This is a genomic window from Enterococcus sp. DIV0183 (assembly GCF_050541505.1).
Taxonomy (GTDB): Bacteria; Bacillota; Bacilli; order Lactobacillales; family Enterococcaceae; genus Enterococcus; species Enterococcus faecalis.
The window spans coordinates 522584-542849 of sequence record NZ_CP172932.1 but is presented as its reverse complement, the minus strand read 5'-3'; the positions used below and the strand labels follow the sequence as shown (position 1 = coordinate 542849).

The following is a 20266-nucleotide window of genomic DNA, read 5'->3' as shown; positions in this document are numbered from 1 at the left end:
TAAGGGAGGAAAATAGAGTGAACATTAATGATTTATTAATAAAAGATGTCATGATTATGGATTTACAAGCTACTGATAAAAAAGGCGCGATTGATGAAATGGTCCAAAAATTATACGATGGTGGCCGCATCTCTGACATTGACACTTACAAAGAAGGAATTTTAAAACGCGAAGCACAAACATCGACTGGTTTAGGCGACGGCATCGCTATGCCTCACGCAAAAAATAGTGCCGTAAAAGAACCGACAGTTCTTTTTGCTAAAAGTAAAAAAGGTGTTGATTATGAAGCACTAGATGGACAACCTACTTATCTATTCTTCATGATTGCTGCTCCAGAAGGCGCCAATGATACACATCTCCAAGCGCTTGCGGCCCTTTCTCGATTACTTATCGATCCAGAATTTGTTGGCAAATTGAAAGAAGCGGAAACTCCAGAAGCTGTACAAGCACTTTTCCAAGCAGCGGAAGATCAAAAAGAAGCGGAAGAAAAAGCAGAACAAGAACAAACAACGCCAGCACCAGAAAGCAATCGTAAATATATTATTGCTGTGACTGCTTGTCCTACAGGAATTGCTCATACTTACATGGCCGAAGATGCGCTGAAGAAAAAAGCAAAAGAAATGGGCGTAGACATTAAAGTAGAAACAAACGGTTCAGAAGGAATTAAAAATCGTTTAACTGCTGAAGATATTGCTCGTGCTGATGGCGTGATTGTCGCAGCCGATAAAAAAGTAGAAATGAATCGATTTGATGGTAAAAAATTAGTCAATCGTCCCGTCAGTGATGGAATTCGTAAAACCGAAGAACTAATTAACTTAGCCATTAGTGGTGAAGCTCCTACTTTCCATGGCAGTGACTCGGCTGCAAGCGACCAAGAGGATTCAGCGGAAGGTTCAATCGGTTCTCGTATCTATAAAGATTTAATGAATGGTGTTTCTCATATGTTACCTTTCGTTATTGGTGGCGGAATTGCCATTGCTCTTTCCTTTATGATTGATCAATTTATCGGGGTTCCTCAAGATCAATTAGCCAATTTAGGGAATTACAATGACGTAGCTAGCTGGTTTAACCAAATTGGTGGCGCAGCATTTGGCTTTATGTTACCTGTCTTAGCTGGTTTTATTGCTTCTAGTATCGGGGATCGTCCAGGCTTAGTTGCTGGTTTCGCGGCTGGTGCATTAGCAAACGCCGGAGGAGCTGGGTTCCTTGGGGCCCTAATCGGTGGTTTCTTAGCTGGTTATGTAGTGGTTCTTTTACGTAAAGTTTTCAAAGGCTTGCCAAAATCATTAGATGGAATTAAAACCATTTTATTCTATCCAGTTTTTGGTTTGATTATTACAGGCTTATTAATGTTAGTCATTAACATCCCAATGAAAGCAATTAATGATGCGTTAAATCATTTCCTACTTGGCTTAGATGGCACAAATGCTGCTTTACTTGGTGCCTTATTAGCTGGTATGATGGCCATCGACTTAGGTGGACCAGTTAACAAAGCTGCTTATGTTTTCGGTACAGCTACGCTAGCAAGTACTGTTGCAGAAGGTGGCAGCGTGGTCATGGCTTCTGTAATGGCTGGCGGAATGGTTCCTCCATTAGCAATTTTCGTAGCAACTCGTTTATTTAAAAATAAATTTACAAAAGATCAACAAGATGCCGGCTTAACCAATATTGTAATGGGACTTTCTTTTGTCACTGAAGGGGCAATTCCTTTTGCAGCAGCTGACCCATTACGTGTGATTCCAAGTTTCGTGGTAGGTTCTGCCTTTACTGGTGCGTTGGTTGGTGCGTTTGGTATCAAATTATTGGCACCACATGGAGGAATCTTCGTCGTCTTCCTATTAAGTAATCCATTACTATATCTATTGTTCATCTTAATTGGGGCGATTATTTCAGGAATTGTCTACGGACTTTTGAAAAAACCTGTCGAAGTACCTGCTTAAAAAAAGCAAAAAAGCGATTCAACCATGGTTGAATCGCTTTTTTATTATTTTCTCTTTATCGCATAATTTTCTAAATACTCAGGATTTCCTTTGCTTCTGATATACGTGTACACGCCCATCACAAAGGCCCCAAGGGTATTGGTAAATAAATCCCCCATCGTATCCATTAAAGCAGCACGCCCAATAAATGGTTGGCCGTTAGACATATTATAGCGTTGTAAGTTCATGTTCCCTAATGAATCGCAGATAAATTCCCAGAATTCCCAGAAGACGCCACAAAGCCCTGCAAATGCAAACCCAAATAATAAAAATAACCACGGGGAAACATCGGCGTACTTCGTTTTCTTCAATAGGAAACCAGCAATACCATAACCCACAGCAGTTAACAGCATCGGACTAACAAAGTGTAAAATTTTATCCCAGAACGAAATGATTGAGATCATATGCAACGAGGTTCCTAGGAATACTGAAATAAATAAGAAAAACCAGTAAAAATAAACGATAGTCGGTGGCATAATAATTTTTAAAAATTTATTGACAAGATCCGGTAAAAAGATTAGACCAATTCCAAGTAAACATTCGATAACAAACGTCACACCTTGTTTTGTTGAATACTTAGCCGTAAAAAATTCCCAGAGATTGTACGTCAAGCATAAGATGCCAAACACCACTAATCCATATTTAATTTTCGAATAATTTTTATCCATTTTGACACACCCTTTCAAAAGTTATTTTATATGAAAAAAACTGTAGATGAAAGACACCTTCCATCTACAGTTTTAGAAAACTCTATCGAATGAAGAGCTTATTAAAAATGTTTATTTTTCAACAGCTGTTTCAGTAATTGTTTCAACAGCACGTTTCATACGAATATCGTGTTCTAACATGTCGTTGTTTAATACTTTACGTACTTGCGCTTCAGGCATGTTGTATTGTTCTGCTAAATCTTTCACTTCAGCATCGATGTCTTCTTGTGTTACTTCGATGTTTTCAGCTTTGGCAACTGCTTCAATCACTAAGTTTGTTTTTGTGCGTGTTTCTGCTTCGCCTTCAAATTGTTTGTGTAAATCTTCTTCTGTAGAACCAGTTAATTGGTAGTACATTTCAGGAGAAATTCCTTGGCGTTGCATGTTGTTTAAGAATTCATCCATTGAACGGTGAACTTCGTCGTGAACCATTACGTGTGGTAATTCAACGATTTCAGCATTTTCAACAGCTAAACGAATTGCTTCTTCGTCTTTTGCTTCTTCAGCTGCTGCTTCTTTTGCTTCTGTCAATTCTTTACGGAATTTTTCTTTTAATTCGTCTAATGATTCTACTGAATCGTCAACGTCTTTTGCAAATTCATCATCCAATTCTGGTAATTCTTTTGCTTTTACTTCATGAACAGTTACTTTGAAGACTGCTTCTTTACCAGCTAAATCTTCTGCTTGGTAATCTTCAGGGAAAGTAACGTTTACTTCTACTTCTTCGCCAGCTTTTTTACCAATTAATTGGTCTTCAAAGCCTGGAATAAATGAATTAGAACCTAATTCTAATGAGTAATTTTCGCCTTTGCCGCCTTCAAATGCTTCGTCGCCTAAGAAGCCTTCAAAATCGATAACTACAGTGTCGCCATTTTCAGCAGCGGCATCTTCTTTGATTACTAATTCAGCTTGAGATTCTTGTTCGCGTTTCAAACGTGCTTCCACGTCTTCATCTGTTACTTCACGGTCTTGTTTAGACACTGTTAAGTTTTTGTATTCACCTAATTTTACTTCAGGTTTTACAGTTACTTCAGCAGTGATAACCCAGTCTTCCCCTTTATTCATGCTTTCAACATCAATTTTTGGTTGTGCTACTGGTTCAATTCCTGCTTCTAATACAGCCGCTTCATATGCTTCTGGTAAAACAGCGTTTAACGCATCTTCGTATAACGCTTCTTCTCCATACATACGGTTAAAAACAGTACGTGATACTTTTCCTTTACGGAAACCAGGTACGTTTAAGTTTTTTTTCACTTTATTGAACGCTTGCGTTAATCCTTTTTCGATTACTGCTTGTTCGATTGAAAAAGTTAATACACCATCATTAGTGCCTTTTTTTTCCCATTTCGCAGACATTTGTTTCCCTCCGAATAACATTTAATTTTATACATCAAACTTTATTTATGCATACCTTTAAATAGTACACTATCCCTAGGAAAATGTAAATATTTTAAGTGCTAAGAAGTGAAAGAAAGACTCGATTTTTAGCAAACTATCAGTTTTTTAATTTTTTCGGATTAAAAAAGCATAGAATTTCGAGAAATTTCCTTCTTAAAACACTAAAAGATTGTGAACAAAATATCTTGTTCACAATCGGATGTAATCGCTTTACTTTATGAATGGCCCATTATAGAATGTATGTACTCAATATTTACACATTATATATTTTCGTCATTATACATATAATATCAAAAAAGGAGAGGATGGTTTTGAATAAGTTCGTCTGGGGAATCTTTTCTTGCATCATATCATGGCTTTTTTTATCGCTGACTCAACCTTTGATAGCTCATTCTGAAACACTGAACCCTACAACTCACGCCTCTACTTTTAGTGAAACATTTACTTCAGTTTCAACAGAACAACAAACAACTCAAGCAACCGATATCGTGGAACAAGAAACCGAGCAAACCCATGCTTCCTCTGAAAACGATGAACCTATGGCACCTACGCCAGCTAGTGTTTCTGTTGGTAATAGCACCTTAAAAAGTACCTTAAGCACGGGAACGTATAACCAAGATATTATCACACTTTCGTATGAATACAGTGTGACACTTATCGGCTTAGCAATTAATGATCGACCGATTATTGCTATTCAACTTCCTACAGAAATTTCAAGCCAGTTAGATAACGACACTCTAAAGCAACAAGATTTTCTGACTCTTTTAACAGGGACTGTCAGTTATCCAGGAACAGCCACTCAAGATATTCACAGTTCAACTAACGGCGTCAGCCTCTCTTATAGTAGCACTTATCATTCTGTTTATCTGACTTTTCCAAGTAGCACCTTGGTGTTACTTCCCGGAACCAAATGGTCTGCCGCCATTTCGTTTGATGTGGGCGCACTTTATAAACGAGGAATTTCAATCCCTCCTGCTCTTAACGGCAAAGACTATCCGATTCGAGGAACCTTTACAGATGTCGGCACTGGATTAGGTGCAATTAATATTATTATTGGAAACAATACAAAAACAGGCGTAATTAGCAAAGCTCAACTTAGTTTAGGTAATTATCCCGTTCCTCAAGTCACACCAGCCAAACTAACTCAACCAAATCATCTGGACACTACTGTAACAGGGACCATTCAACAAGTACAAGACCCAAACTATAACTACTCTGTTCAATTAACCTTGAACCGCCATGATGGCACCACTACCCCCATTGTGGTGAAAGGGATTTCTGTCGATGCAGCCGGAAATTTCTCGACATCGTTAGCTTCACCATTAGAATATGGCGACACGCTCTCTACAATTGTCTTTGCTCGTTCCAAAACGTCAACCGACTATATTCAAAGCAGCCCCTCAGCTGACCAAAGTGTCAATTGGTCAATCCAACCAGTCACAAACGTAGTCGCCAATGCCGGCTCAACTCAACTTTCAGGTAAAGCTTCTCAAGCATCTAACGGAACCTATCAAGTTAAAGTACAAATAAATGGTGGTTCTATTTACACAACGTCCTTAGATTCCAATGGCCATTTTCAATTTGCTAATTTACCCACTTTCCAAGGGGGAGAAACGGTCAGCTTGTGGGTCCAAGGTCTCAGCAATCGCACTGGCCTCCCTTTGTTAACCAGTTCTACTGTTTCTCAAACAGTTGCTTATCCTGTGCCTCAACTAACGGTCACGCAAATCATTGAGCGGAAAAATGCACAAGGGCTCTGGGAAGCTGCAAACTCTGTCGTAAGTGGTCAAATCATTCGTTTCACGTTAATCACACGTTTAACCAATCAACCAGCAACGTGGATGAATCAGCAATTACGAGCAACGGTGCCTAAAGGACTGGCTCAACTTTCAGCTGCTACATTAACAAAACAATCAGCAGCAGGTTTAAGTACGCCAATAGCTGGGCTTCAACTTTTAACTGATAGTTCCACTGGTTTGCCGTATTGGAGTTATCACAATTCGCTGCCAGCAGATAATTTTACGGAAGCCAATACACAATTCACCTTACAATATACAGCAACGGTTACAGAAGAATGGATAAACCAATTTCTTTTATTTTCTAGCACGGTTACTGGCAATGATGGTAGCGGAACGCCAATTACGCCAATCACTAAAGAACAGTCTTTACCTATCAAAAACGGTACCCTCCGTTTTGTGCAGATGCCAACTACAGTTTCCTTTAAAAATTTACCTTTTCCCAGCAAACGAACCCTCTACTCACCATCGACCATCAGCGCTCCTTTCCTCATTGCCGATGGTCGAGTTGCAAAAACACCATGGCATTTGTTGGTAAGAGAGAGTCAGCCCATGCATTCAACTTCTACAAATAAAACGATCCAGCAAGCTTTCATTTATCGAAAAAACGGCAGTGATTTTCCTCTCTCCTCTTTAGCAACCGAAGTTTATCAATACACCGCAACGGACGATAACAATGTAGAAATTCCTTGGAACCAACAAAATGGACTTTTTTTAAGCGTTGCTCCTGACCTTAATTTAACGGTCAAAGAATCTTACACTGCCGAATTACAATGGATTCTTTCTGATACACCCCTCTAATTAGGATTTAGCTTTTTTAAAAGTTAAAAATAAACAAGAAAGAAGGAATAAAAAATGAAAAAGATCGTGCGCATTTCAAGCATTTTGTTCGTTGCTACGCCTCTTATGCTTTTAAATAGTCCAAAAGTTGAAGCAGCTCAAGTCGCTTCTATTCAATCCAACGCTGATATTACGTTTGCTCTTGATAATACTGTCACGCCACCTGTCAATCCGACGAACCCTTCTCAGCCTGTGACACCTAATCCTGCTGATCCTCATCAACCTGGTACAGCCGGACCCCTTAGTATTGACTATGTTTCAAATATCCATTTTGGATCAAAACAAATTCAAGCCGGAACAGCAATCTATTCGGCACAACTGGACCAAGTACAAAATAGTACTGGCGATTTAATTAGCGTGCCAAACTATGTTCAAGTAACTGACAAACGTGGTCTAAATCTTGGCTGGAAATTATCAGTTAAACAGAGTGCGCAATTTGCTACAAGTGATTCAACACCCGCTGTTTTGGATAATGCATCCTTGACCTTTTTAGCAGCAACACCCAATTCAACACAGTTACTTTCTTTGGCGCCATTAACGGTCCCAGTAACCTTGGATCCAACTGGTGCCGCCACTTCTCCTGTGGCGACTGCCGCTCTTTCAACAGGAATGGGCACTTGGACATTAGCTTTTGGTAGCGGAGCGACCGCTGCTCAAGGCATTCAATTAACTGTTCCTGCGACAACGAAAAAAGTTGCAGCTAAACAATATAAAACAACGCTTACTTGGATTTTGGATGATACACCACTTTAAAAGAAAACAACCAAGGTATTGCATGAAACAACTTCATGCAATACCTTGTTATAAAAAATTGTCAAAAAGGAGTGCACACTATGAATCAGCAGCTTTTTAAATGGCTCCATGCTATTAGCGTCATCATTTTTTTATTTTTTATTGGCTCTTATTCTGTAGAAGCAAGCGAAATGACTTTTTCTGTAAAAGCCATTTTACCCGACAATCAACGAACCAAAGAAACAAGTTATTTTGATTTACGTGTCGCTCCAAACCAAACACAAAAGCTACAAATCGAACTAACGAATCAAACAGCCAACGACATTACCGTGCTAGCTTCAGCCAATGCAGCGATTACTAATGATAATGGCTTGGCAGATTATTCTCATGCTGAAACAAAAAAAGACCCATCTGCACCTTTTACTTTTAATGAGATTGCGCAATTACCAAAAGAAATCCACCTACCTAAACACTCAACCAAGACTGTTGAATGTCAGCTTACTTTACCGGAAAAACCATTTAATGGGTACGTTTTAGGAGGACTCTACTTTGAACAAAAGTCAGATGAACAACCTGCTCACTCAGAAAACGGCGTGGCCATCAATAATCGTTTTTCTTATGTAGTCGGCGTCTTACTTAGTGAAACAGATGAACCTGTTCAGCCAGAATTATCTTTAAATGAAGTAAAAACCGATCAAGCTAACGGTCGTAACCGCGTATTAATGAATCTCCAAAACAAACAAGCGGCTATGATTAAAAAATTACAAGTCGATGCCTCTTTATATTATGAAAAAGAAGCTAAACCTCGCTACGAAAATCACCAAGAGTCGTTAACAATGGCCCCTAATACAAATTTTAATTATCGGATTGACTTAAAGGAACAACCTTTTGTTCCTGGAAATTATACTGTAAAAATCAAAGCAAACGATGGCTATCAAGACTATTCGTGGGAAAAACACTTAGTCATCCAAGAAAAAGAAGCTAAAAAATACAATGCTACCGCCGTCAACCTCCCACCTGAAAAACACACCAATTTCCCTTGGAAACTGGTGAGTAGCATCACGCTGGTTTTTCTATTCATTTTGGGAAGCACGATTTATTATTTCAAGAAAAAAATACGTGAAGCGCAACAATAAAAAAGCACATCGACAATTGTCGATGTGCTTTCATAATCACTTAATTATTTTGTATATTCTTCAACTAATGCAACGACTTCTTCCATCGTGTCGCATTCTTTTAATGCGCGGTCAGCAAGTTCAGCCATTTTAGTTGTGTCTAGACGTTTCATCAAGCTACGTGTTTTAAGGATAGATGTAGCACTCATTGAGAACTCATCTAAGCCCATACCCAATAGTAATGGAACAGCTGTTTGATCGCCTGCCATTTCACCACACATACCAGCCCATTTACCTTCAGCGTGTGCTGCATCAATTACATTTTTAATTAAACGTAAGATTGATGGGTTGTATGGTTGGTATAAGTAAGAAACGCGTTCGTTCATACGGTCTGCCGCCATTGTGTATTGGATTAAGTCGTTAGTTCCAACACTAAAGAAGTCAACTTCTTTGGCAAATTTATCAGCTAATACGGCAGCTGCTGGAATTTCAATCATAATACCTACTTGGATATCGTTTGAAAGTTCAACACCTTCGTTGACTAATTTTTGTTTTTCGTCTTCAAAGATTGCTTTCGCTGCTCTAAATTCTTTCAAAGTAGCAACCATCGGGAACATGATACGTAAGTTACCATGAACAGACGCACGTAATAATGCACGCATTTGTGTACGGAACATGCCGTCACCTAGTTCTGATAAGCTAATACGTAATGCACGGTAACCTAAGAATGGGTTCATTTCGTGTGGTAATGTTAGGTAAGGAAGCTCTTTGTCCCCACCAATATCCATTGTACGAACCACAACTGGTTTTCCTTCCATTCCTTCAAGAACTGCTTTATACGCTTGGTATTGGTCCTCTTCAGTTGGAAAGTCAGATGAATCCATGTATAAGAATTCTGTACGATATAAACCAACAGCTTCGCCGCCGTTTTTGTGTACGCCTTCTAAATCTTTTGGTGTACCAATGTTTGCAGCTAACTCAACATGTTTGCCGTCAGCTGTCACTGTTTCTGCATTTTTTAGTTTATCCCATTCTGCTTTTTGATCTGCATAAGCTTTTGCTTCTGCTTCAAATTCAGATTTTTCAGCATCTGTTGGGTCAATAATAACATCCCCAATGATTCCGTTCACTGCTAAAATATCGCCTGCTTTTACTTTGTCAGTAATTTCTTTTGTACCAACGATTGCAGGGATTTCTAACGAACGAGCCATGATTGCTGAGTGAGAAGTACGTCCGCCGATGTCTGTAACAAAGGCTTTAACATACGTACGGTCTAATTGTGCAGTATCACTAGGTGTTAAGTCATGGGCAACCACGATTACTTCTTCGTTAATCATTGAAGGATTTGGAAGAGTCACACCTAATAAATGTGCTAAGATACGTTTGGCAACGTCACGAATATCTGCTGCACGCTCTTGCATGTAAGCATTATCGTCCATTGCTTCAAACATACCAATATACATATCCGTAACTTCTTTCAAGGCAGCTTCTGCATTGACTTTGTTGTCTTGGATATTTTGTTTGATTTGACCAACCATTTCTGGGTCAGATAAAACCATTAAATGAGCATCGAAAACTTGCGCTTCTGCTTCACCAAGGCTTTGAGCTGCTTTGTCGCGAATTGCTTGCAACTCTTCAGTAGATTTTGCTAAAGCATCGTCTAAGCGAGTTGCTTCTGCATCAGTATCTTCTACGGAAGTTTTGTTGAAAGACAAGTCAGGTTGAACTAGCAGGTAAGCTTTAGCAACAGCAACGCCATCACTTGCGGCAATCCCTTTTAGCATCTCAGACATTATTCAGCCAATCCTTCTTTTTGTAATGTTTCAACGATTGCTGCCATTCCTTCAGCTTCGTCAGCACCATCAACAGTGATTGTTACGTCAGAACCTTGACCAACGCCTAAAGACATAACGCCCATGATTGATTTTAAGTTAACAGATTTACCTTTGTATTCTAAGTTAATATCTGAGTTAAATTTGCTTGCAGTTTGTACTAATAAAGTAGCTGGACGTGCGTGAATTCCTGTTTCTGCTACAATGTGAAATTCTTTCTTTTCCATATAAATCGGTCTCCTTCGTAAATAAAAAATTTTTATGTTAGGGTTTTCCTTTCTTGATACGCTAAAATCAAACGTCTACTCGAAAAAAGACCCTTTCAGTTTCTAAGATTACCATTTTTTTCTATCTTACACAACACTTTTTGCTTAAATTTCGTGATGTTTTGCACTGACTATTCTTCCTCTTTTTGGTAACGATAAATGATTCGTCCATTTAACCCCGCTTCTCCAACAATTTCCGCGCGGTCAGGCAAAGAAATCCAAGCATCACGAAATTGGAAAAATTCATTTTGCTCCACGATTAATTCAGAGATTTCTCCAGCTTTTAATGAAGCAATTTTTTCTACAAAAGGATTTTCAGCCATTGATTTCACCACTCTTTCTCTTAAATATCAACTCTTATAGTTTACTTGAAAATGGCGCAATTGTCTGTAAAAAAATCGAATCTTTGCCTTTTTTTAAACAAGGTCTTTTACTTGATTCTCTTACAAAAAATGCTATAATAACCTCAAAGGTCAAAAATGGTCAAGTGGTTTTATAGACAGAATTTATTCTTGCTATCTAGTACTTGGCTGGTTTGAGGAAAAATGGTCTGTTTACTAGAAATAATAGAGCAAACAGCTATTTTTCTGGCCTCAGTTATTTTGAAAGGATGTGTTTCATTCAATGATTTGTCAAAATTGTCAACAAAATGAAGCAACAATTCATTTATATGCAAATGTGAATGGTCAAAGAAAACAACTGGACTATTGCCAAAGCTGCTATCAAAAATTAAAAAATCAAGCAAATAATTCCCCTCAAAATATGGGACAAGACCCTTTTGGCTTTGGGAGTTTAGACGATTTATATCGTTCTCTTTCTCGCCAAATGCAACAAGGTAATCCTTATGAACAACAAACACCACCCACTCAATTTGGTGATGGTGGTAATGGAGGTCAACCCCCTCGCGGAGGCGCTGGCGCTGGTCAAGGTTTACTAGGCGAGTATGGGATTAACATCACCGAAGCGGCACGCCAAGGAGATATCGATCCTGTGGTAGGACGTGATCAAGAAATTAAGCGTGTCATTGAAATCTTAAATCGCCGTACAAAAAACAACCCCGTTTTAATCGGTGAACCAGGTGTTGGTAAAACAGCCGTTGTCGAAGGTTTAGCCCAAAAAATTGTCGATGGCGATGTGCCCCAAAAATTATTGGACAAAGAAGTCATTCGTTTAGATGTGGTTTCACTTGTTCAAGGAACTGGTATTCGCGGACAATTTGAAGAACGGATGCAAAAATTGATTGAAGAAATCACTGAAGCTGAAAATGTCATTTTATTTATTGATGAAGTCCATGAAATTGTGGGTGCTGGTGCTGCTGGTGATGGCAATATGGATGCTGGCAATATTTTAAAACCAGCCTTAGCACGTGGTGAATTACAATTAGTCGGTGCCACAACTTTAAATGAGTACCGTATTATTGAAAAAGATGCTGCCTTAGAACGTCGGATGCAACCAGTCCAAGTAGATGAGCCAACCGTTGCCGAAACCATAACAATTTTACATGGTTTGCAAAAACGTTATGAAGATTATCATCATGTTAAATATACAGATGAAGCGATTAACGCAGCAGCAAACTTATCCAACCGTTACATTCAAGATCGCTTTTTACCAGATAAAGCGATTGACTTGTTAGATGAATCTGGTTCAAAAATGAATCTAACTATCCAACTCGTCGATCCAAAAACAATTGATAAAAAATTAGCAGAAGCGGAACAACAAAAACAACAAGCTTCCGCAGAAGAAGATTTTGAAAAAGCGGCTTATTATCGTGATCAAATCAATAAATTACAAGCAATGAAAGAAAAACAAATCAGCGATGAAGAAACACCCGTCATCACTGAAAAAGATATTGAAGCCATTGTGGAACAAAAAACTGGCATTCCTGTCGGTGACTTAAAAGAAAAAGAACAAACCCAATTGAAAAATTTAGCTGTTGACTTAAAAGCTCATGTTGTCGGACAAGATGATGCCGTCGATAAAGTAGCTAAAGCGATTCGTCGCAATCGTGTAGGCCTAGGCAAACAAAACCGCCCAATTGGTTCCTTCTTATTTGTTGGGCCAACAGGCGTTGGTAAAACAGAATTAGCAAAACAATTAGCTTTTGAGCTATTCGGTTCAGAAGATTCGATGGTTCGTTTTGATATGAGTGAGTATATGGAAAAACACAGTGTTTCTAAACTGATTGGTTCTCCTCCAGGCTATGTTGGTTATGACGAAGCTGGACAACTCACAGAAAAAGTCCGTCGTAATCCTTATAGTTTAATTTTATTGGATGAAATTGAAAAAGCGCATCCTGATGTTTTACACATGTTTTTACAAATTCTCGACGATGGTCGTTTAACAGATGCACAAGGTCGTACAGTCAGCTTTAAAGACACCATCATTATCATGACAAGTAATGCTGGAACAGGAGCTGTGGAAGCCAACGTTGGCTTTGGCGCTGCCCGTGAAGGTGTGACTAAATCTGTTTTAGGTCAATTGAACAACTTCTTCACCCCCGAATTCCTTAACCGTTTCGATGGTATTATCGAATTCAAAGCATTAAGCAAAGAAAACCTGATGAACATTGTCAGCTTGATGTTAGAAGAAGTAAATGGCTTATTAGCTAAACAAAAATTACACATTGAGGTTCCAACAGAAGTCAAAGAGAAACTCGTTGATTTAGGTTATGATCCTGCAATGGGCGCTCGTCCTTTACGTCGAACAATTCAAGAACAAATTGAAGACGGCATTGCTGAATACTATCTAGATCATCCTGAAAATCATCAATTAGTCGCAGCGTTAGATAACGAAGGTAAAATTATCGTAACTGGCGCACAAGAAGTGACTAAAACAGAAACTTCAACATCTGACCAAGCAGAATAATCAAAAATCCACACGCATTAATAACAATGCGTGCGGATTTTTTTATGCTTTTCACTTTTTATTTTCATCAAAAAAAACTATAATAGAAGAAAGATATTCGTATACTTGTTCCTCATAGAAAAAATTCAATCTGGAACTCCTGTACATAATTGGAAACGCTCTTTTGCAGCACACAACTATAATGAGGTGATAAAATGAAATTAGTGAATGTGACCAATAGCTACAAACAATTAGTAAATAAACAATTGGAAAACACGGATGCTTACTTTGTAAAAGTCTACTCAGCAGGAAACACGACCGCTGTCTATTCAGAAGCAGCTCACCATGTGGAAGTTCTGATTATGAATAAAAATCGTCGCATTCGTCCGACAGAAGTAAAAGAAATTTTAGCAAAACTGTTAAAACGATTACCTAAAGAGGCTTATGACCCAGATGAAATTTCTATCATTGAATTAAACCATGTGACCGAAGTGTCTGTTCCATTAAAAGTTTCCCTCATGGAAAACTAAAAAAAAACTGCCGAAGTTTCCCCACTTCGGCAGTTTTTTTAATTTATTGTGACGTTATTTTTTTTACAAGACTTTGATAATTTTCCGACCAAGCTTCCTCATTTGTCGGACTGACTAATTTATTTTCCTCGATTGCTTTTTTTCTTAAGTCATCCACTTCTTTTTTGAAATTTTCCCCCGATTTTTGAGCATAATCTTTAGAAAAATATTTTGATTGGCGCGAACAAGCCTTCAGTTTCGCATCTTTAATCTCTTCTTCTGTATCTGCAAAATATTCATCATAACGAAGATCGGTTATTTTCCCTGAATCTTTTAACGTAATAACAGTTAAACGTCCAGAAAGCCCCTCTCCAAAATCTTCTGTTAGACTTGTATAATGTTCTTTTGAGGGTTCTTTGATTTCCTTGGCTAAAGCCCTAGCAGCAGGAAGATAACCATTATTAGCGCTATTGGATTGACCTTTAGCTGTCTGGAAGGCGCCATCTAGACGATTTTCAGCAACCATTTGATTTTCTAAAAAAGTCATCGTATTAACAACGGTGACTAACGATTGATCGGTTCGGGCGTTGTTCGCTTGAAAATTTGCATAGCCGGATAAACGTTTTGTCACTCCTGCCCATTCTTCAGAATAATAGTTTTTAGGTCCACGTTCATCAAATTCCACTAACTGAATTTGTTGATCCTTAACAACTACATCAATTAAAGCCGTATAGCCGCCATCAAACACGACTTCATGATGATAATAATCCCCTTGAACTTCCCCGATTTCTGGACGACCTGACCAATACATCTTTTGAGCTTTTTCTTCTGGACTAATTCCTGATTGTCCATTATTAGCTTCTACTGTAGCGCCAGAAACAGCATCAACTTCAAAGGTATGTCCATTACGCTCATAACTCACTTTGGCAGCACTCTCCTTCGGTTGATCATTCGTGTTTGTCTGCTCCTCCTGCTTTACAGAAGTGGCATTAGTGGCTGCCGAGGCACCACTCGTTACTTGGACTGCTTCTGCTTCAGTACTTTCTTTCATTTTTTCAGTTCGTTGATCTGGTTGGCACCCCATTAAAATAATCATTGAACAAAATAACCCGACAACTATCTTTTTAGTTTTCATTTTTCCTCCTTTTAAAACTCATTGAATTACCATTTAATTTTAATATAAGTAGAATGAAAAGTATAGCTAAGAAATCGTTTTTTCTTCATACGGCGATAAACTTAACTGTCCAGATAAATACTCACCTAAATAGATTTCCTGTAATCTTTGGAATCCTTGTTCTTGGATTTGCGTTAATAGCCAGTGCTCATCTTTTTTGATTAACTCTAGGACATCCATGTTGGCTTGACCGTCCACAATAATCGGATAACGAATACTTTCATCGCCATATTCGACGATTGTTAATTGACCATTTTGTTCTAAAACCGCCCGTTTAACAAGCTGGACTTCATAAATACCATTTGCTCGTAATTTAAACATTAGATCATTTGCAGAAATACCATTTTTCAAACATTCCTTCACCACAACCTGTCCATCCTTGATTAAAGTAATGGGTTTACCATCCACAATTTGCTTCACATAGCGATTGTGTTCTTTTGCAAATTTTAAAATTAAGACTAATAATGTCCACAAAATTAACACTAATACAAATTGGAGCACCGTAATTGAATCATTATAAATAACACCACCAATAATGCCCCCCAATACATAGTTTTGCACTTGGTCCATAGCCGATGTGGGCGCCAAATTGCCTTTTCCCATCAAATTAATTTGGACAATTAAACAAATAATACCTAAAGCAAATTTAATAATAATTGGACTATAAAACTGCATTAATTTTCCCTCACTTTACTTTATGATTTCAATCGTTGGTGTTAATAAATACGTTTCTTGTAATGTATAAGACTGCTGATCCGTACTTAAACTCATTTTATAAAAGACTTCGTCAATTTTAACTATGGTTCCGTCAGCCAATTGTGTACCATTGACATAAACTTTTTCTGGAGAAACCTTTTTTTCCTGTGCCACTTGTTCGACAAAATGTACCATTTGTGAAGATTGTGAATGCTGATTTTGGTTCATTTGATAATTGGAATATTGAACTCCTAAAACAAATAATAATGATAAAAAAATAATAATACTTAATTCACGATATTTCGTTTGAATTTGATGTCGCACATAAAAACTAAACACAATGACTAGCCCGATTAACAAAGCAAAAATAAAAAAATACTTTAAGTAATCATTTAAATTAGATTGGCTTTTTAAATACTCGATGCCATAAAAATTCATGTTCTTGTCCACTCCTTGATAGGTTCGTTATAGTAAGTATTCTATCTCAAAAAAACAATCACGCCTGCTTTAATACCTTATACGAAGAAAAAGCTCAGCGCAATCATCTTGAGAATGATTGCGCCGAGCTTCAATCTTCTAAAGATTCAGCTACTGATTGATTACAAATTAATTTTACATCAAACTTTTCAGTTCAACATCTGGATATTTATCCGCAAACCAGCGTTCCGCAAATTGGTTTTCAAATTGTTAAAGTCCCTTTTTATCAAGCTTCATCATACAATAAATAATCTTAGAAAGCAATCTATTTCTGCTACAAACCAACGCAATGTTCATACCTGATTTTCTATAATTTATTCATCACATTCACTCAGTAAATTTGATACGAAATTTTTCTACACCTGATGAATGACTAACAACTATGGATAAAATTTTGTTATTTAATACTGTCCTATTTAGAATACTTATTAAGAATTCATCTACTACGTATAAAAAATCTTTATCTTCATGACACATATCATAGAAATCAGCTAGTTATTTACAAGTAACTACTCCATCTGTTAGAAAGTTTACTAATGATTTGTTGATGTTCATCTGTTTTCTCCCTGTTTACTAAATAAATCAAAACAATTTTTAGTGCATACATAAAGTTCATTATTACTTCTGGTTAAAGCTACATATAATTTATTTACTTCAGCCTGACTGGTATTTGTAGGAACTTTATATTTCTCGTCACTAAACTTTGCATACGATTCTGTTAAAATTACTAAAACTTTTGAATAAGTATCTCCTTTGCAATAACTCCAATTAATAGCAGGTTGATAAGGAAATTTTTTAGAATTCCGATAAACTAATTTCACACATTTTTCATCAACTAAAAGTTGTTCTAATTCGTTAACGTCATGAACATATTTAAAACTTCCTTTTTGTTTACTACAAGACAGTATATCTATGGCTAACTTCTTTTCAATTACTGAACAAATTTTACTTGGTACTCTTCTACTGTACTTTAGCGTTTCTCTATCAATTTCTAAAGATTTTGGTAATGATGAATAAAACTCTTCTTCAGAAAGAAATGCTTTTTGTTTTTTATAAGGTTTATCACTTTTAGAAGGTGTCATAGCAACAGAATGCTGATAAAAATCACCTACACCAACTGTATAAACTTTTTTTGATTTCATCAATAGCATTAATAAATCAAAATCTTCCCCTTTAAAATCTTGAAACTCATCAATATAAATTGTATCAACAAGCAATGATAATCTTTCTTCAATTAAAGGATTTAGTATCTTTTTATTTTTTATTATCAATTTCGACATTCGACTAGCATAGTATCTATTATTAGCTAAATTCAAATAGTGTCCAATCTTATCATCAGTAATGTATCCTTTTCTTGGCGGATAACTGCGAGGAATTGGTTCTTTAAGAATGTCTACACCTCTACTTTTGAGATTTTCAAATGGTAAAACCGCCTCTAATGGTCTAATAATCCATGAATATAAGAAACTACTATATGTGATTACTTCAATATTGTTGGGAATAACATTATTAAATCTCTGCATAATTTCTTTTTTTATATTCGTCACGTTTTGATTGGTAAAAGTAATAAACAAAACTGATTTTTTCTCATCAAACACATTTGCAATATGATACGTTTTCCCCGAACCTGCTCTTGCAAGGATTATTTTACCTGATTTAGCCATTCTAATCCCTCTCTTATATATATTGGAACTTTTAAGTTATCAATATATTCAGAATTTGTTGTTATCTCAATAGCAGAATCTGCTTTATTTTTCAACATATATGCCAGTGCTTTGCTTTCTACATCTTCTTCTTTGTAAATAGTAGATACACGTGACTTCTTTTTATAGTCAGCTAATAGTTCAATGTTTTCGTTAAATAAAACTCTTTCAAAAGTTGAATTTTCTATTTTCTTATCACATTTTATTAATATATCGTGTCCATCTTTTTTTAAATCTCTATTCAATTCATTGATGGTTTCTATTCTATTAAAATTTCCATCATTATCCGTAATAACTAAAAGTGGTTTTTTAATTTTTTTAGCAATTTCAATATAGTTTTTATAAGTAATTCCTGACATCGATATTATATGCACACCAGATTCATCTATATTCCTACCGCAAATATTCTGATAAAAGTTAGGAACGTAAATATATTCTGTTACCCCTTCTACTAAAATTACTTTTTGAGATAATATGAACTCAAGTAAACTAGCATTATCTGATTTTTCAAAGAATTTAGCTACCGTTTCATCTACATCATTCAATTTTACTGCTTTTGCATTTGGAGTTATCCATATAGTCTTTTGAATATTTAATCTAGACGTTATTAAAGGATTATGGGTAGTAATAATTATTTGGGAATTATCCGACTCTACTTTTATTTTTTCAATTAATTTTTTTGTCATTGAATGACTCAAATGATTTTCTGGTTCTTCAACTAAAATAAGACTTGAATCTATTTGCAATGCAACTTCAGTCTTAATAAAATTCTCTCTGCCTTTCCCCATATTTTGTATAGATATATTGTTTTCTCGGATATCAATTATCTTAGTAATACCAGATTTCTTCTCGTCAATAGAGATAGATTGCTCGCCTATTTTTAGTGATTCTGCTTCTGAAGCTTCGAAATCAGAAATATGTGTTTTTAGCTTCATAGACAATTTTCTTCGGATATCATTTGGTATCTTATTTTCAAAAACTTGTTTGGCATAAGAGCCATACAAATCATTCTTCACAGATGAATTATCAATAAAAAGAGATTTTATTGGGTTTTTAAGCCTTTTATAGCCCCCACCTTGAAATGTAAGCCATTCAAATTTATAGAATTCTATAGGTATGTTGGGGTTTTCAGAAAAATTTAGTTTAGAAAATTCTTGTTCAAAATCATTATCAAAATGATACCAAAATTTTATACCTGTTTTTTCTTCCTTCAATACTTTCCCGTTCGTATAATCCAATCCCATAAAGTGTTGTTTACTTATTGGAATCTCTGAATCCATATTTAAATATACTTCTATTAAAATTTCAGGTAGCTGAGAAAATTCAGGTTTATTCTTGAATTGTTTAATATTATCTGCATTAAATAATTGTTCATTATTTCCATCTATCAACCCGTATATTTTTTGGTTTAAGGCTAAATCTATCGCTTCTAAAATTGTACTTTTTCCTGCTTCATTCTCACCAACCAAAACATTCATATCTTTATTAAACACAATTTCAAAATCTTTAAATTTTTTAAAGCCTTGGATTATCATTTTTTCAATATAACTCATTGTCACACCTCAATTTTAATAATAAATATGTTATATAATTCACAATTGTTATTTCAGTACAATAAAAAGCCTTTCTTAGGCTTTTATTGTAACCATTTAAACATTAGCCAATTATCTCCATAGGATTTTCCAAGTTCAGCTAAAAATGAATCAATATGTCTTTTGTATATTTTATTATCATAAAATTTAGCTTGAATAGCAGTCAATTCCCCTGTTGCTTCATTTCTTGCTACTAAATCAACCCCTGTATCTTTTTTGGGGATTACATATTCCTCTGGAACTTCATTTAATAACCAAACATCTGAAAATAAGTTTTGTATGTTGGTTCATTTTTGAAATAAATTTGAGCAATTTTGTCAAAGAGAGTTCCCTTGTCTCTTTGAATAAGTTCATCAAATGTCATTGTTTTTCTCCTTCAACAAGTATTATATCTAATTATAACAGTTTTATCGCAAATATTGGACAGTAAAAAAAGCCGGTCTAAGTAGACTAGCTTTATTGACTATAACATGATTAAACATTCCAACTATATCTTTTTCTTGATAATACTGTTTGCCAAAGTAGTCACTCCTAGAATAGCTACGCTACCTAAAGCAGTTCCAACTAAATTTCTTTTTTCCTTTAAGCTACGACTATGTTCCATAC

General features: G+C 36.2%; 16 protein-coding genes and 1 pseudogene. 6 read left to right on the top strand and 11 right to left on the bottom strand.

All coding sequences use genetic code 11. The features are described from left to right. The first annotated feature begins 17 nt into the window (after window positions 1-17). Window positions 18-1940 carry a PTS fructose transporter subunit IIABC gene (locus tag IGK72_RS02815; RefSeq protein ID WP_002366176.1) on the top strand — a complete coding sequence of 641 codons (1923 nt, stop codon included), beginning with the start codon at window positions 18-20 and terminating at the stop codon, window positions 1938-1940. 44 nt (window positions 1941-1984) lie between these two features. Here IGK72_RS02815 and IGK72_RS02810 read toward each other — a convergent pair whose 3' ends face one another. Both IGK72_RS02810 and tig read right to left on the bottom strand, forming a co-directional pair. After that, window positions 1985-2647, bottom strand: a complete 663-nt coding sequence (locus IGK72_RS02810) for a hypothetical protein (RefSeq protein WP_002366175.1) — start codon at window positions 2645-2647, stop codon at window positions 1985-1987. Window positions 2648-2758: 111 nt separating this feature from the next. Continuing rightward, complete coding sequence (tig, locus tag IGK72_RS02805; RefSeq protein WP_002413702.1) at window positions 2759-4042, bottom strand: trigger factor; 1284 nt, start codon at window positions 4040-4042, stop codon at window positions 2759-2761. Window positions 4043-4305: 263 nt separating this feature from the next. On the opposite strand from tig, the gene IGK72_RS02800 reads away from it, so the two are divergent. The 3 genes from IGK72_RS02800 to IGK72_RS02790 are packed head-to-tail and all read left to right on the top strand — an operon-like array spanning window position 4306 to window position 8588. Then, the gene (locus tag IGK72_RS02800; protein ID WP_070416159.1) at window positions 4306-6681 is read left to right on the top strand and encodes a hypothetical protein; all 2376 of its coding nucleotides are present in this window, start codon (window positions 4306-4308) and stop codon (window positions 6679-6681) included. 54 nt (window positions 6682-6735) lie between these two features. Then, window positions 6736-7473 (top strand): WxL domain-containing protein, encoded by a 738-nt coding sequence (locus IGK72_RS02795; protein ID WP_002358689.1) that lies wholly within the window; start codon window positions 6736-6738, stop codon window positions 7471-7473. Between the two features lie 35 nt (window positions 7474-7508). After that, window positions 7509-8588, top strand: coding sequence for a DUF916 and DUF3324 domain-containing protein (locus IGK72_RS02790; RefSeq protein ID WP_031324026.1), 1080 nt, complete (start codon window positions 7509-7511; stop codon window positions 8586-8588). 44 nt (window positions 8589-8632) lie between these two features. On the opposite strand, the gene ptsP is transcribed toward IGK72_RS02790, so the two are convergent. The 3 genes from ptsP to IGK72_RS02775 all read right to left on the bottom strand — a co-directional run bounded on the left by ptsP (window position 8633) and on the right by IGK72_RS02775 (window position 10988). Then, window positions 8633-10360: a phosphoenolpyruvate--protein phosphotransferase gene (gene ptsP, locus IGK72_RS02785; protein ID WP_023894705.1), complete on the bottom strand. Its 1728-nt coding sequence runs from the start codon at window positions 10358-10360 to the stop codon at window positions 8633-8635. Then, the gene (locus IGK72_RS02780) at window positions 10360-10626 is read right to left on the bottom strand and encodes a phosphocarrier protein HPr (RefSeq protein ID WP_002355551.1); all 267 of its coding nucleotides are present in this window, start codon (window positions 10624-10626) and stop codon (window positions 10360-10362) included. The genes ptsP and IGK72_RS02780 overlap by 1 nt, the downstream gene beginning before the upstream one ends. Before the next feature lie 170 nt (window positions 10627-10796). Beyond that, complete coding sequence (locus IGK72_RS02775) at window positions 10797-10988, bottom strand: hypothetical protein (protein ID WP_002366170.1); 192 nt, start codon at window positions 10986-10988, stop codon at window positions 10797-10799. Window positions 10989-11289: 301 nt separating this feature from the next. Here IGK72_RS02775 and IGK72_RS02770 point away from each other — a divergent pair, with 301 nt between their 5' ends. Beyond that, window positions 11290-13530 (top strand): ATP-dependent Clp protease ATP-binding subunit, encoded by a 2241-nt coding sequence (locus tag IGK72_RS02770; RefSeq protein ID WP_002386935.1) that lies wholly within the window; start codon window positions 11290-11292, stop codon window positions 13528-13530. Window positions 13531-13724: 194 nt separating this feature from the next. Next, entirely contained in the window at window positions 13725-14039 is a 315-nt protein-coding gene (locus IGK72_RS02765; protein WP_002355547.1) for a DUF1827 family protein, read from the top strand. A gap of 43 nt (window positions 14040-14082) precedes the next feature. Here IGK72_RS02765 and IGK72_RS02760 read toward each other — a convergent pair whose 3' ends face one another. From IGK72_RS02760 to IGK72_RS02735, 6 genes and pseudogenes are all read right to left on the bottom strand, one after another. After that, entirely contained in the window at window positions 14083-15153 is a 1071-nt protein-coding gene (locus IGK72_RS02760; RefSeq protein WP_070416160.1) for a hypothetical protein, read from the bottom strand. Window positions 15154-15219: 66 nt separating this feature from the next. After that, complete coding sequence (locus tag IGK72_RS02755) at window positions 15220-15867, bottom strand: DUF421 domain-containing protein (protein ID WP_002355545.1); 648 nt, start codon at window positions 15865-15867, stop codon at window positions 15220-15222. A 15-nt stretch (window positions 15868-15882) separates the two neighbouring features. Then, the gene (locus IGK72_RS02750; protein WP_002378027.1) at window positions 15883-16326 is read right to left on the bottom strand and encodes a DUF3290 domain-containing protein; all 444 of its coding nucleotides are present in this window, start codon (window positions 16324-16326) and stop codon (window positions 15883-15885) included. A gap of 590 nt (window positions 16327-16916) precedes the next feature. After that, window positions 16917-18029 carry an AAA family ATPase gene (locus tag IGK72_RS02745; protein ID WP_070416161.1) on the bottom strand — a complete coding sequence of 371 codons (1113 nt, stop codon included), beginning with the start codon at window positions 18027-18029 and terminating at the stop codon, window positions 16917-16919. After that, on the bottom strand, window positions 18008-19621 hold the full coding sequence (locus tag IGK72_RS02740; RefSeq protein ID WP_070416162.1) for an ATP-dependent nuclease: 1614 nt from the start codon (window positions 19619-19621) through the stop codon (window positions 18008-18010). The genes IGK72_RS02745 and IGK72_RS02740 overlap by 22 nt, the downstream gene beginning before the upstream one ends. A gap of 119 nt (window positions 19622-19740) precedes the next feature. Beyond that, a pseudogene (locus tag IGK72_RS02735) lies at window positions 19741-20024 on the bottom strand (restriction endonuclease); the annotation flags it as partial. Window positions 20025-20266 lie beyond the last annotated feature (242 nt).

What these genes read in the sequence shown, in the direction of transcription:
- IGK72_RS02810 (WP_002366175.1), bottom strand. Translation starts at nt 2,647, where the DNA reads ATGGATAAAAATTATTCGAAAATTAAATATGGATTAGTGGTGTTTGGC.
- tig (WP_002413702.1), bottom strand. Translation starts at nt 4,042, where the DNA reads ATGTCTGCGAAATGGGAAAAAAAAGGCACTAATGATGGTGTATTAACT.
- IGK72_RS02800 (WP_070416159.1), top strand. Translation starts at nt 4,306, where the DNA reads ATGGCCCATTATAGAATGTATGTACTCAATATTTACACATTATATATT.
- IGK72_RS02795 (WP_002358689.1), top strand. Translation starts at nt 6,736, where the DNA reads ATGAAAAAGATCGTGCGCATTTCAAGCATTTTGTTCGTTGCTACGCCT.
- IGK72_RS02790 (WP_031324026.1), top strand. Translation starts at nt 7,509, where the DNA reads ATGCAATACCTTGTTATAAAAAATTGTCAAAAAGGAGTGCACACTATG.
- ptsP (WP_023894705.1), bottom strand. Translation starts at nt 10,360, where the DNA reads ATGTCTGAGATGCTAAAAGGGATTGCCGCAAGTGATGGCGTTGCTGTT.
- IGK72_RS02780 (WP_002355551.1), bottom strand. Translation starts at nt 10,626, where the DNA reads ATGGAAAAGAAAGAATTTCACATTGTAGCAGAAACAGGAATTCACGCA.
- IGK72_RS02775 (WP_002366170.1), bottom strand. Translation starts at nt 10,988, where the DNA reads ATGGCTGAAAATCCTTTTGTAGAAAAAATTGCTTCATTAAAAGCTGGA.
- IGK72_RS02770 (WP_002386935.1), top strand. Translation starts at nt 11,290, where the DNA reads ATGATTTGTCAAAATTGTCAACAAAATGAAGCAACAATTCATTTATAT.
- IGK72_RS02765 (WP_002355547.1), top strand. Translation starts at nt 13,725, where the DNA reads ATGAAATTAGTGAATGTGACCAATAGCTACAAACAATTAGTAAATAAA.
- IGK72_RS02760 (WP_070416160.1), bottom strand. Translation starts at nt 15,153, where the DNA reads ATGAAAACTAAAAAGATAGTTGTCGGGTTATTTTGTTCAATGATTATT.
- IGK72_RS02755 (WP_002355545.1), bottom strand. Translation starts at nt 15,867, where the DNA reads ATGCAGTTTTATAGTCCAATTATTATTAAATTTGCTTTAGGTATTATT.
- IGK72_RS02750 (WP_002378027.1), bottom strand. Translation starts at nt 16,326, where the DNA reads ATGAATTTTTATGGCATCGAGTATTTAAAAAGCCAATCTAATTTAAAT.
- IGK72_RS02745 (WP_070416161.1), bottom strand. Translation starts at nt 18,029, where the DNA reads ATGGCTAAATCAGGTAAAATAATCCTTGCAAGAGCAGGTTCGGGGAAA.
- IGK72_RS02740 (WP_070416162.1), bottom strand. Translation starts at nt 19,621, where the DNA reads ATGAGTTATATTGAAAAAATGATAATCCAAGGCTTTAAAAAATTTAAA.